Annotated in this window: 11 protein-coding genes; 8 read left to right on the top strand and 3 right to left on the bottom strand. The window is 41.8% G+C overall.

All coding sequences use genetic code 11. The annotated features are described in order from the left end of the window. The first annotated feature begins 6 nt into the window (after positions 1-6). Positions 7-2946, top strand: coding sequence for a tetratricopeptide repeat protein (locus Q0Q74_RS00840; protein ID WP_294427592.1), 2940 nt, complete (start codon positions 7-9; stop codon positions 2944-2946). 42 nt (positions 2947-2988) lie between these two features. Here the strand turns inward: Q0Q74_RS00840 and Q0Q74_RS00845 are convergent, their stop codons facing one another. Continuing rightward, complete coding sequence (locus Q0Q74_RS00845; RefSeq protein WP_294427593.1) at positions 2989-4137, bottom strand: Xaa-Pro peptidase family protein; 1149 nt, start codon at positions 4135-4137, stop codon at positions 2989-2991. Between the two features lie 52 nt (positions 4138-4189). After that, positions 4190-4438 carry a helix-turn-helix transcriptional regulator gene (locus Q0Q74_RS00850; protein ID WP_294427595.1) on the bottom strand — a complete coding sequence of 83 codons (249 nt, stop codon included), beginning with the start codon at positions 4436-4438 and terminating at the stop codon, positions 4190-4192. 112 nt (positions 4439-4550) lie between these two features. Between Q0Q74_RS00850 and Q0Q74_RS00855 the strand changes: the two genes are divergently transcribed. The 3 genes from Q0Q74_RS00855 to Q0Q74_RS00865 all read left to right on the top strand — a co-directional run bounded on the left by Q0Q74_RS00855 (position 4551) and on the right by Q0Q74_RS00865 (position 6503). After that, entirely contained in the window at positions 4551-5840 is a 1290-nt protein-coding gene (locus Q0Q74_RS00855) for a hypothetical protein (RefSeq protein ID WP_294427597.1), read from the top strand. Positions 5841-5976: 136 nt separating this feature from the next. Continuing rightward, positions 5977-6243, top strand: a complete 267-nt coding sequence (locus Q0Q74_RS00860; protein WP_294427599.1) for a type II toxin-antitoxin system RelB/DinJ family antitoxin — start codon at positions 5977-5979, stop codon at positions 6241-6243. Next, positions 6243-6503 carry a Txe/YoeB family addiction module toxin gene (locus tag Q0Q74_RS00865; RefSeq protein WP_294427601.1) on the top strand — a complete coding sequence of 87 codons (261 nt, stop codon included), beginning with the start codon at positions 6243-6245 and terminating at the stop codon, positions 6501-6503. The genes Q0Q74_RS00860 and Q0Q74_RS00865 overlap by 1 nt, the downstream gene beginning before the upstream one ends. Positions 6504-6506: 3 nt before the next feature. On the opposite strand, the gene murJ is transcribed toward Q0Q74_RS00865, so the two are convergent. Continuing rightward, a complete protein-coding gene (gene murJ / locus Q0Q74_RS00870) occupies positions 6507-8141 on the bottom strand; it encodes a murein biosynthesis integral membrane protein MurJ (RefSeq protein WP_294427603.1) in 1635 nt (544 codons plus the stop codon). A gap of 518 nt (positions 8142-8659) precedes the next feature. Between murJ and Q0Q74_RS00875 the strand changes: the two genes are divergently transcribed. The 4 genes from Q0Q74_RS00875 to Q0Q74_RS00890 all read left to right on the top strand — a co-directional run bounded on the left by Q0Q74_RS00875 (position 8660) and on the right by Q0Q74_RS00890 (position 13384). Beyond that, entirely contained in the window at positions 8660-9427 is a 768-nt protein-coding gene (locus Q0Q74_RS00875) for an SDR family oxidoreductase (RefSeq protein ID WP_294427606.1), read from the top strand. A gap of 23 nt (positions 9428-9450) precedes the next feature. Continuing rightward, entirely contained in the window at positions 9451-11250 is a 1800-nt protein-coding gene (pepF, locus tag Q0Q74_RS00880) for an oligoendopeptidase F (protein ID WP_294427608.1), read from the top strand. Between the two features lie 143 nt (positions 11251-11393). Further along, positions 11394-12407: an adenosine deaminase gene (add, locus tag Q0Q74_RS00885; protein WP_294427609.1), complete on the top strand. Its 1014-nt coding sequence runs from the start codon at positions 11394-11396 to the stop codon at positions 12405-12407. Positions 12408-12436: 29 nt separating this feature from the next. Then, positions 12437-13384: a hypothetical protein gene (locus Q0Q74_RS00890; protein ID WP_294427611.1), complete on the top strand. Its 948-nt coding sequence runs from the start codon at positions 12437-12439 to the stop codon at positions 13382-13384. Positions 13385-13407: the final 23 nt, after the last annotated feature.

Below are 13407 nucleotides of genomic sequence, written 5' to 3' on the forward strand. Positions count from 1 at the left end.
TAAATTATGTCTGATGTGAACACTTTGTTGGACCGGGCAAAATCAGCTTTGATTGCCCATGATTATTCTCTTGCGGCTAAAATTTTCAAGAATTTGATCATGGAAGCTCCTGACAATCTCGATTACAAAATGCAGCTTGGAAATCTTTACACAAAGGCTGGTAAAGATGACCAGGCTTTGACTATTTTTCAGCAGGTCGAGAAAGCTGATCCGGCGAATTTTGAGGCTCGAATTGCAATATCAGGAATTTATCGCCGTCAGCAAAAATATGAAGAGTCAGTGACGATTCTGAAAAACGCACTTGAAACTTGTGAAGAAAATCAAAAGACAAGAGCGAAAATTTCTTATAATCTCGGTTTCACTTATCGTCTCATGGGAAAATATGACGAGGCGATTCAGTGTTTTGAGGAAGTCGTTGAAGAAAATCCGTCCGATGTCCTTGCAAATAATCATCTTGGAGCAATTTACGCTCTTCAGGGCAAGCATACTAAGGCAATCGAAGCATACAATCGCGGTCTAAAATTTGATGCCAATCATCCGATTCTTCAATTCAATATCGCAAAAAGTTATGCGGAAATCGGTGAGAGAGCCAAGGCACTCAATTTCTTTGAAGGCGCCCTTCGTGCAAAACCGGGCTGGACTGATGCCATTGAAGCATATGCTGACCTTCTTCTGAATGTGAACAAAGTCAGTGAGGCAGATGAAATCGTAAATCAGGCGTTGAAGCTCAATCCTGATGATGTAAAAATCCATACTGCAAAGGGTAATATTTTCAACCGTCAGAGCATTTTTGAAGATGCGGAAGTTGAATATAAAAAGGCCCTTGATGTTGATGAAGGCTATCGAAACGCACTCACAGGACTTGCACACGCTCTCGAAAGTCAGGGAAAAACTCTTGATGCGGTTGAGGTCATCTCTCATGCTGAAAAATTGAATCCGAATGATGTGAAACTTATCAAACAGTCGGCATCGATTCATATTTCGGCAAATGATTTTGGCACGGCGCTGGCTAAAATCGAAAAATTGCAGGAAACTGACAAAAATGATGTTCAGACATTAAATCTTCTTGGTCAGTATTATATTTGCACTGGCTCGAACGAAAAGGCCGAAGAATGTTTCACCAGAATCAAAAAAATCAATCCTGATTATAATGAAGTTTATCGTGATTGGGGCCGAAGATTCGTTCAAATTGGTGACGAAAAGCGCTCGGAACCGTATTTGCAGGCCGCGATTCAGAAAAATCCGAAAGATGCAATTGCAATGGTTTACCTCGGTGAACTTTATGAAAAACAGAATCAGCTTGGAAAGGCACTCCAGCTTTACAAAAAGGCAAGCAATGCCGATTCATTCAATCACCGTTCAAAGGCCGCATCCGAAAGAATCATAGGCGATGATGACAGCCTTGCTTCAATCGATTTTTCAGGAAATTCGGGTAACAGTGTAGATTATGACAGTCTTTTCTCAGGTGGAAAACTGGATTCTGAAACCACTGAACCTGAAGTCGAGACGGAAGTTCCAGAAAATTTACCTGAGACCGAAAATTCAACGGATTCAGTAGATTCTGTGGATTCAGCTGATGTTACTGCTGAAAGTGCAAATTCTAACGAAGAAGAGAAGCCACTCGAAGCGGATGAACTTGTCTCTGATGAAATGAATTTTGATGAAATTGCCGAAAGTATGGGCGATTCAGAGCCAGCGGAAGAAGAGAATGAACTTTCCGAAGAACAGAACACAGAAGAAGAAAATCCAGCCGAAGAATCAGAAGAAAAATCTGAAAATGTAGATTTTAATATGGAAATGCTTGCTGACCCGGAAGCTGACTCAGAAAATCTGGACTCAGTTGCCGAAAAAATGGATGATAATATGCTTGAGAATGAAGGTGAACAGCTGCTTGAGACAGAAGACCTTGCTGAACCTGTTTTTGCAGAAGAAAGCGAAAATTCTGACTATGCGGAAAATGGAAACGGTGAATCTGAAGTCGTTGAGGTAGAAACACCTGCTGCGGCCAGAAAAGAAATTTCTGATGATTCTCTTGATATGCTTGAAGCTCAGATAAAGCGTGCTGCAGAACTTGCTGAAAAGGCGAATTATGCCGCTCAAAGTGCATGGGAAGCTGCATCCCAGGCAGCAGATGCGGCTCAGGCAGCTGAAGAAGCAAAGAAGATTGAAACCCTGGCTGTAAACGAATTGAAACTGCAGCCCGAAATACAGGAAGAAATCCCGGAGGAAACTCAGGAAGAGTCAGAGCCAGAGGTTCAGGAATCTGAAGTTGATGAAGAAGTTCTGACGGAAGAAGAAACCTTGCCGGAACCAGAGTCTCAGAAATCGAATATTGAAGAAGAATTCCACTCGGAAGAAGAAATTCAACTAGAACCAGAGCCAGAACCGCGATTTGAAACAGAGATTGAAGAAGATGAAAAAGAAACAGTTGCGGAATCTGAAAAAACAGTGGAAAATATAGGTACTGAAGAAATTCTGGAGGACGATATGCAAGAAGAGACCGCAGAAAAAACAGTTCCAAAAGTTGATGATTTGACCTTGCGCCGTGCAATTGATATGCTTCCGTCAATTATCGCCGCAATCGAAGACAGGAGCCTTCTTTACAGATTCAGGTCTTTCCTTTCAATGTTCAAGTCTCTCCGTGAGATGCTCGAATTCTTGCCGGATGAGCAGCGAAACGAATTCATGACCAGCCAGAATCGTCTTCTTCTTGATTATGTGATTTCAAAGCTTTCTGGAAAGCCTGGCCTTTATGCTACAACCAAGGCACTCATTCGTTCAGGTTTGATTCATGAAAACAAAAGTGCAAAGCCAACTGAAAAGGAAGGGCTGGAGCTCGTAAAGGAAGTTTTGGGCGACCTTCGCGAACTCTCAGAAAGCCTCGAAGATGAGACATTGCGTATTGTTCTCAACAACGAGGCAGATACTCTCGAAAAAGCAATTTAGGAAAACACTGATTAATTCAATGGAGAATTAATCAGCACTTCCTTAGATTCTGATAATCTTAGAATGTGTCAAAACCTCATTGCCGGTTTCGGTGATGAGGACATCGTTTTCAAGACGGACGCCGCCAAGTTCCGGGTCGTAGAGGCCTGGCTCCAGAGTGACAATCATTCCAGCCTTAAAAAGAAGGTCATCTGGGTGTTTGGGGGTTACGCGCGGGAATTCATGGATTTCAAGACCGATTCCGTGACCAAGCGTGTGCGGCATGGTGCGTTTTGCCTTTGAGAAAACCAAATCAGCAGCTTCGGCTGCTTTTTTTATTGGCGAGCCAGCTTTGTAAAGCGGAAGAGCTTGTTCTGCCGCCTTTTCTACGAGTGCAAGAAGTTCTTCCTGTTTGGCATTGAGCGGGCCTTTTGCGACAGTCAAAGTTGTATCGCTTGTGTAGCCTTCATAAACAACACCGAAGTCGAGGATTGAAAGCCCCTGTGCCGGCCATGGAGCATTTGTGTAGCCAGGGAAAGCATGAATCGCAAAACTTCGGCTTGGACCTGCTGCGAGAGTGTCAAATCCTGTTCGCTCACATCCGCATTTTCGAAGTTCCGATTCAATCAAAAGGGCAACATCACTTTCTTTCTGAAGCCAGTTTTCACGGATTCCACGCTCAATTTCAGAGATAATCCAGTCACCAACGCGGCAAGCCTCGCGGGTACATTCAATTTCGTATTCATCTTTTGTAGAACGCATATCGACCACGAAATCATGAGCACTCTTCTCTCGGCAGAGAACATCCCAACCTTCAAGCGCGTCAACATACTGCAAGAAAAGCGGATACGGAGTGCTTGGCGGAATTTCAACCTTGAGACGGTTAGACTTGATTCTGAAAGACTTCAAAACTTCTTTTACGGCACGAGTGTTTCTTCGTTCGTATTTGTTATATGGAAGAATATCGACATCAACAGAGCGTTCTTTTGCGAGATTTTCATCCCAAGGAATAAGGGCACATTTTCCATTCTGTGCGATGATAAAAAGTGCGTCTGTCGGGTGACCGGTAAAATATCGGACAGCAGGATTGCGCCTTTCCTCACAGTCCTCAAAAACTACCGCCGTGATGCTATTTTCTGTCATGTAGGAAAGCAGCTTTTCCCGCCGTGCAGTGTAGATTTTTTTCAATTCTTCTTGTGTGTATTGTTTCATGATATTTGTCCCAAAATTATTTTCTATAAAGTTGCAAAGATTATGAAACAGTTTATTGTTTTTCTATCAGGCTAGCAACAGGCACTTTCAGGACTTCAGCGATTGCGACAAGTTCAATATCAGTTACGAATCTTTTTCCACATTCAATCCTCTGAATCGCATTTTTATCAACATCGATTCCGTATAATTGCAGTTTATCCGCAAAAGCCCGTTGCGAAAGTTTTGGAATGCTTCCCTTTCGGATGCGGGCAATATTTTTCCCAGAGATATTGTTTGATTCTCCATTCTTATTTTTGAACATACGCTTATTTGACATTTAGTGCTTGTCAATTGGCTAATGTTAAGATATGCTGTAAGTAGAATTGACATCTAGTGAATGTCATAATATTAAAAAATTAAAGGAGGCTTTTTTTATGAAAGCAATAAAATCAATTTCAGCAGTTCTGCTGGCCTCGGCACTGATTTTTGGAATATCTTCATGCAGCAATGATGATGATTCCACGGATCAAAGTTCGAAAGGAACAGAATCTGTTTCAACGACAGGAACCGTGACGGCGGCAACAACAAATACAAGTGGTCAGAGGACAGCGACACTCCAGGCGTCAAATGGTTCATATCGTTTTACAGAAACGAATCCTGGTGTAAGTGCAAACATTTCTTATCGCGCGGTTGTTGACGAGTCTAAGGGTGGAACATGGACTTTCACGGAGAAAAACGCCGCGACTGCAAAGTATTCAGGCACATACAAAGGGGACATCTCGAAATTTGGAAATTCGGAAGTCAAACTTTCACTCACAGTAGAGAAAATTTTGAGCAACGGAAAACTTACAGATGTTGCAAGTCAGAAGAGTTTTGATTTTGAAGCAACTGCAACAGAGTTCAAGGCGACTGTTCCTGCTGTTGAAGTAAAAGCAAGTTCAAACAGCGGAAAAACTGAAGGTGGTTCTTCAGCAACAACGCCGACTGTGACATTGCCGGAATCTGTGGGAACAAATCCATTTAGCGGTAAGACATTTACACTTGAAGGCAGTTCTTCCGAAAAGATGAGAACATGGACTTTTACGAACGACGCTGCAACCGAAACATATACGCGCATAAAAAACAATGAGACAAAAACCGAAAACTCAATTTATAGATATTCTTATGATTCAAACCAAAACTTGCTTTTCCTTTCCTTCAAGAGTTTTTCTGGCGAAAACAGAGGCATAACATATAGTTTTTCGTCACTTGAAGAATATGAAGAAGTTCTTCGAATGTATTCTGGACTTTCCGAAGTGGAACTTGAAAGTGAGCTTGCAGTTTGTGCCAACCAATTTGCCACGATGGTAGTTTATAAATATGAAATTTCTGGTTCATCAATTTCTCTTATCGATTATTTTTACGGAACATTACCAACAACCGCGAGTTTTAGAACCTCAGACAATAAAACTTCTTTGAAAAAAGGCGAAGGAATTTGGCTTTGGCCAGAAGGAAGCACAGGTAATGGTGACGGCTATCACTGCATAGCACCTGTATACAATGACGGGACTTTTACAGGAAAACTTTCTTATAACAATGAAATCATCGGCTCTATTGAAGGCACATACACCACGAGCGGCAAAGGAATAAAAGGAAGCGGGTGTACAATCACGCTCATCTTTACAAAACTGCCAGATTCTGTTACGGAATTTGCAACCGACACTGCATATATTCTGACAAATTAAGTCATAACGGATTGTTGTCATGTTGCCGTGCAATTTTCACAGAATGGAAGTTGCACGGCTTTTTTACATTTATTTGCTTTATTTTGCTTTACAAATATTGATTTATGATTTACATTGTATGTAAGGAAGGTGAATTATGGCACAGGCAATGGTTAATTTTAGAATGGACAGTGACGAAAAAAACTCTTTTGAAGAAGTTTGCGAGCAGCTGGGGCTTTCAATTACCAGCGCATTCAAAATGTTCGCAAAAAAAGTCATCCGCGAAAAACGCATCCCATTTGAAGTTTCTCTGGAATCAAGCGATCCGTTCTATTCGGAGAGTAACCTTGAACATCTTAGACGAGGAATAAAAGCCTTGAATGAAGGTAAAGGCGTTGAGCATGAAATCATCGAGGTGAAATAATGAAGAAAATCTGGTTCGATGAGGCTTGGGATGATTATCTGTATTGGCAATCGCAGGACAAGAAAACATTAAAGAGAATACATGCAATATTGAAAGATGTTGAAAGAAACGGAATGAATAAAGGAATTGGCAAACCTGAACCGTTAAAAAACGAATTCAGTGGATTCTGGAGTCGCAGAATTGATGATGTGAACAGATTCGTTTATCGTATTCAAGATGATGAATTACAAATTCTTTCATGTCGCGGACATTACGAGTAGTATTTATCTTTTTCTGAATTTCCTGATTATTACCCTTACGATTTCATCTTTCGTAATCACAAGCATTGCCACGCCTGCAATCGCGAAAACCATTGCACAGGCGAAGACCGGCAGACCAAAGCCAATCAGTCTTCCTCTGCCTGCTAAAAGCTGATTCAAGGCGTTTCTTACGAAGAAGGTTGGAACTGCGGCGATTACTGAAAATACAATCAGTTTTAGCGAGTAGAAAATCGTTCCCTTGGTGACTGCCTTTACATCGAGATTTTGATTTTTCTTCAAAAAGATGAAAAGCGCGACCGTGTTTGCAAAGCTTGCGATTGAAAGTGCCAGCGCGATTCCGGCTCCCGTTCCGTTATTTCTGAATGTGACGACTGCAACTGCAAGCGCGATGTTTACCGCAAAACCGAAAATTCCTGCCACTGTCGGAGATTTTGTGTTTCCCTGGGCGTAGAAAGCCGGGGAAATGATTCGGTTGAGCGCGATGAAAAATAGACCTGCAATGTGCATCCTGAAAGCCACCAGCGTTAGGCGGACTGATTCATCTGAGAATTTCTTTGACTTGTAGACGAGCGAAATGATTTCTTCGCCGCAGACGAGTGAGAAAAAAGTGACCGGAATCGAAATCAGCGCCATGATTTTTGCCGCCTGAACGAGCATCGCATTGAAATCTTCCCAGAGTTGTTTTTTTGCCAGTCCGCTCAAATCGGGCAAAATGACCGTTCCGATTGAAACCGCGAAAATGCCCAAAATCAATTCCTGCAAGCGGAGCGAATACTGGAGCGAAGAGACGATACCTGTTCCTGCTTTGCCTGCAAGAGCCGTGGAAACGACATCATTGAGCTGGTAGGCCGCCATTCCGATAATCGTCGGTACAATCAGTTTCATTACACGGCGAGTTCCCGGATTTGTGAAAGCCTTTTTGAGAGTGGTAAAATGGAAAGTCCAGCCTGTTTTGAGCACGAACGGAAGCTGGAAAAGTGCCTGAACACAGCCGCCCGAAATTACGCCGATTGACATTGCGCGGGCAGCCATCTGAGCTTTTACTTCGCTGTCTTCGATATTGCCGGTGAGAATTGGTGTGAGAATGTAAGTTGCCGCAATTACGACAGAATTGAAAAGAACCGGAGTAAAGCCCGATGGCGAAAAGATTTTGACTCCATTCAAAACACCCTGAAAAAACGCCGCAATCGAAATCACAACGAGATAAGGGAACATGATTCGGGTAAGAATCGTGGTTTCGTGGAGAAGAGCAGAATCGTTGTTATCCAGAAAGATGCGTACAATCAGCGGAGTGAGCAAAATTCCTGCCAGAACAACACAAGTCGTCAAAAATGTAATCAGCGTGATAGTTGCGCTCAAAAAGTCGCGGATAGTTTTTTTGCCTTCATCGGATTCAGAATCTTCGAGATAGCCTTTAAAAGTAGGAATAAAAGCGACGGAAATCGCGTTTTCAGCAAAAAGACGGCGGAGCAAGTTCGGAATCATAAAAGCAATTCCAAACGCATCTGCATATTTTGAAGTTCCCAGGAAAGCCGCCTTTGTCATTTCGCGCACAAGACCTAAAATGCGTGAACAGAGCGTAAAAAACGAAAGTGAAAGCCCTGCACTAAGCAGCGAGCGTGATTTTTTTGAAGACATGCGGATATTATAGCGAATATTTCTTCTAGGTCAAATGTCGAGTTTTGAAATTCACTGACTGCATAAAAACGGCTCCCAGTCGTGATAACGGCTTATCGAAACCGCAGGCTAGCCTGCTACACGCGTTTTGTGCTTGTAACTATATACATTTGCCGCTTGCGCGGCAGCACAAAACGAGTGTTTTCGTAAGCCGTTTCGCTCCCTCGCGCCGTTTTTGCCATATCCGGTAAGTTCAAAACTCGCCATTAGATGGCTATATCGGCATATAATGGAAAAATGCCGAGTTTTGCATTTGCTGAGTGATGCAAAAACAAGCGTAGGCGGGGTTATGGCACGAACCCACTTTGTGCGAGCGAGCGAAGCGAGTCTAATTTCCAATTTCGCACAACCGTGGAGTTCAGTGCCATGTTCCCGCCGAGAGCTTGTTTTTGTTGTTTTCAGAAGATTTGCAAAACTCGACATTTGCCTTCCTGATGCAAAAGTTGACGGAAACAAAAGTGTATTTTACAATTATTGGCATGACAGTGTTGATTACAGGTGCATCTGGTGGAATTGGGGCCGAACTTGCACGGCTTTTTGCAAAAGACGGCTATAATCTTGTGCTTGTTGCCCGCAGACTTGAAAAACTGAATGAACTCAAAACCGAGCTTGAAGCAGAATTTCAAATTCATGTAACGACCTTTGCTCAGGATTTGAGTATGATTGGTTCTGCTAAACTGATCTTTGATTTTGTTTGCGCTCAGAACCTGTCAATCGATATTCTTGTGAACAATGCCGGCTTCGGAGATTTCGGATTCTTTGCTCAAAGTAATTTGCAAAAACTTCAGCAGATGATTCAACTGAATGTCGCCGCCTTAACGAATCTCACACACTATTTTCTTCCGCAGATGATTTCACGCAAAAACGGAAAGGTTCTCAATGTCGCTTCTGTTGCGTCATTTATGCCCGGCCCAAAAATGGCTGTCTATTATGCGACAAAAGCCTATGTCCGCTCATTTTCTGAAGCACTTTCTGTCGAACTCAAAGGAACTGGCGTCACTATAACGGCTCTTTGTCCGGGGCCTGTTTCAACGGATTTTTGGGAGCGTGCTGAAGCTGGTTCTTCAAGTCTTTTCAAGCATTTTTTGTTTGCTGACTGCAAAAAAGTTGCCCGCTATGCTTATAAACGATTAATGAAAGGTAAGGTTCTTGCAATTCCATACCGTTCAACCCGATTTTTTGTTCTGCTCATAAAATTTCTCCCTGGTTCATTGGTCAGAAATTTAATCTATGCTGTTCAAAAATAAGGTTATTGTTATATAATGCTTACATGGCTAAAAATACAATTCCTGCACGAAACGAGGTCCCTTCTAGCGACAAATGGGACTTGTCTACTTTATACAAATCTGACGAAGACTGGGAAAAAGCACTTTCTTCTATTAAAAAGCTCTCTGATGATGTAGTTTCATTCAAGGGCAAAATGGGCGAATCTTCGGATTCATTGCTCGGCTGTCTCAAGGCGAACGAAGCGCTCGAAAAGGTAATTGAGACTGTCTACAGCTATGCGTCACTTCAACACACTGCGGATGAAAGTGATGCCGCTTCTCAGGACAGGGAAGGCCGCGCTTTGATGGCATATTCTGCTGCCGAAAGTGCAACTTCTTTCTTTGCGCCGGAACTTATGGCAATTCCTGACGAAAAAATCAATTCCTGGATGGATTTGCCTGAATTCGCCGACTATAAAATCTTTTTGCAGAAAGAACTTCATCATAAGCCTTACATTTTGAGCGAAAAGGAAGAGCGAATTCTTTCTTTGCAGGCAGAAAGCGGTCAGACCGCGGACAAGGCTTTTTCTCTCCTTACGAATGTTGACTTGCAGTTTGAGAGCGTAAATGCAGGCGGAGAAGAAAAACCGCTTACACAGAGCACTTTTTCGACATTCCTTCATAATCCTGACCGTGCGGTGCGCGAAAAGGCTTACAAAAACTTTTACAAGGAATTCGTAAAGCACGAAAATACAATCGCTTCTCTTTATGCAGGAAGCGTAAATCAGGACATTTTTCAGGCACGCGCACGAGGTTACAAATCATCGCTTGAGGCGGCTCTTTACGGAAACAAAGTGCCTGAGTCGGTTTACCGAAATTTGATTGAAACCGTGCACAAAAATCTTCCGACTTTGCACAAATATTATTCTTTGCGAAAAAAGCTCCTGGGCGTGTCAGAACTTCGTCATTATGATGTCTATGTTCCGCTCGTAAAGGATGTTGAATGCAAGACCAGTTATGATGAAGCTGTTGAAATCTGCCGAAATGCGCTCAAACCTCTCGGAAAGGAATACACTGACATTCTTTGCGACGGCTTGAAGAACGGCTGGGTTGACCGCTACGAAAACAAGGGAAAGCGGAGCGGTGCGTTCTCATCGGGCTGCTACACCGGCTATCCGTACATTCTTCTGAACTACAAGGATGATGTAATCCGTGATGTGTTCACAATGGCTCACGAGGGCGGACATTCAATGCACAGCTATTATTCGGCTCACAACAATCCTTTTATGTGCTACAACTACACGATTTTCGAAGCTGAGGTCGCATCAACTTTCAACGAGGAACTTGTCTTTGAATATCTCTTGAAAGAAGCAAAAACTCCAGAAATGAAGGCATATCTTCTTTCAATGCGCGCTGATGATATTCTTGCCACTTTACACCGTCAGACAATGTTCGCCGAATTCGAGCTTAAAGCACACGAACTTGTTGAAAATGGCACACCTCTTTCGGCTCAGGTTTTGCGAAAAATCTACCGTGAGCTTTTGGTTCAGTATTTTGGAAGCGAAATGCACTTTGAAGAAGAAAGCGATATGGAAGGACTTAGAATTCCGCATTTTTACAACGCATTCTATGTCTACAAGTATGCTACAGGAATTTCTGCCTCTCTTGCACTTGCAAAACGCGTCACAGAAGGCGGTGAAAAAGAGCGCGAGGATTACTTCAAATTCCTCAAGAGCGGTGGAAGCCGATATCCGATTGAAAGCCTGAAAGTCGCCGGTGTTGACATGAGCACAACCGAGCCTGTTCAGGCAGCACTTGATGTCTTCGCAAATCTTGTTGAAGAACTGGAGAAAATTGACAATTAACAATGTGCAATGAGAAATTGGAAGTTGTTTTAAAAAGATAATTGTACATTTCTCATTGCTAATTCCTAATTTCTTTCAACTTTTATCTGAAATCTGCCGAAATTTAAGTTAGAATAAAAAATGAATTCTAATGGGGCTGGTGAATGAATAAATCAGAATTTTACGAGTTTTTCAAAGACATTCCAAAGGCAGAACTTCATATTCATATTGAAGCTGTTATGAGCCGGGAGACTATAAAAAAACTTTATCTCAAAAAGAACGGCGTAGAGTTCAGTGATGCTGAAATTAAAAAACTTTTCTCTTATTCTGATTTGAACGGATTCATCGCGGCTTTCCTCAAAGTTCAGGATTTGTTTACCGAAGTTTCTGATTTTGACCTCATTTTTGAAGACCTCAAGAATTATCTTGTTCGAAATGGCGTTGTTCACTGCGAGGCTTTTTTTGCCCCGTCTGCATTTATCAAAAAAGGTTTCGACTATTCTGAAATGGCAAAGTGTTTCGAGCGAAATCTCAAGAAAATTAAGGACGAAACAGGATATACGGTCTGGCTTTTAGGCGATGTTTCACGCACCTTTGGTCTTGAAAATGCTGAAAACAATTACAAAATGTTCAAGGCAAATCCGTTTGAAGGCTTTATCGGAATCGGTTTGGGCGGTGCTGAATCAAAAGGTCCTTCTGGTGATTTTGGTCCTGTTTTTGAAAAAGCTCTTGCTGATAAATTCCATGCTGTTGCACATGCCGGCGAAGATGTTGGCCCTGAATCAATTTGGGATGCACTTAAAATCTGTCATGCAGAACGAATTGGACATGGAATCACTTCTGTTCAGGATTCAGAACTTGTAAAATATCTTGCCGAAAAACATATTCCTGTTGAAGTTGCTCCGACAAGCAATGTCTTTACCAAAAAATATGTCAAAAAAATGAGCGAGCATCCTGTTCGTGAAATGTTTGACTCTGGAATTCCTGTCACAATTGCGACAGATGATCCGATTTTCTTTGGTGTAGAACTTTTGGACGAATATTGGAATCTTTATTCAAAACTTCACTTTTCAAAGGCTGACTTAAAAAAGGTCATCCTTAACAGTTTTGATGACTCATTCCTTTCTGATGAAGAAAAAGCAAAATACAAGAATCTCGTTGAAGAAAACTGGAAATAGAGCTAAAATCCTAAAAAAGGAAGCACACCGTGGTTTCTATTTCTGATTTCCTCCGAATCTCAAAAATTGACTCCTGCAAGCATCTTAGTACAGGAATGAGGTATTCAGACTATATAAAATGGGCTGGATTCTATCTTCCTCCTTATTCAAATTTTGATATTAAGAGCATAGGCACTGATAAATCTTTTGGCTTTTGGCCGGAATTTTTTGATTACACTCATACACGCGTTGGAACGGCACATGATTTGCTTCTTTTGTTCTGCCATTCGATTTCAGAGAGCGTTTGTGAGAATGTAAAAGTTTTGAACGGCACCGTAAATGTAAATTTCATTTCAAAATGCAGGAATGCCACTGAATTTGTTGATGTCGTAAAAAATGCCGCTGAAAAATATTCAAAGCAGATTCAAATTAACCCTTTCCTTGGAATCAACACTGACAAAGAAAACAATATTACGCTTGCCACAATGCTTTTGGAAAGTGGTGTTTTTAAAGGAATTGAGCTTTACGGAAGTTCATTCGCGGATAATCCTGAAAAATTTCTGGGAATTTTCAATACTGCCCGAAAAATGAATTTGAAATCGCGAATTTCATGTCTGGGGTGCAGGACTTTGAAGACTCATGAAGAAATTTTTGAGCTTATGCAGAATCTTCATCCGACGCATCTTTTGAATCCGAACATCGCCTTTAATTATGATGACTTGGAAGAGTTCAAAAGTGGGAAAATTTTCCCAGAAATTATCAGTTTTTCAAAAGACAATAATATTCATGTCGAGTTCAGCCCTGCGCCGATTCTTTCCGTATCAGAAGAAAAAGCAAAACTTATTCGTGAAGTGGCCGAAAATGACATTCCGTTTTCATTGTGCACGGAAGATTTGCTTTTCCTGAACAAGTCAATTTCTGAATTTGCCGTCGATTTGTGCAATGCAGGCATTTTCAGCAAAGACGAGATGGTTAAGATAATTAGCAATGAGCAGTGAGAAGTTAGCAATTTTTAGGGGGA

This window comes from uncultured Treponema sp., assembly GCF_946187725.1.
Taxonomy (GTDB): Bacteria; Spirochaetota; Spirochaetia; order Treponematales; family Treponemataceae; genus Treponema_D.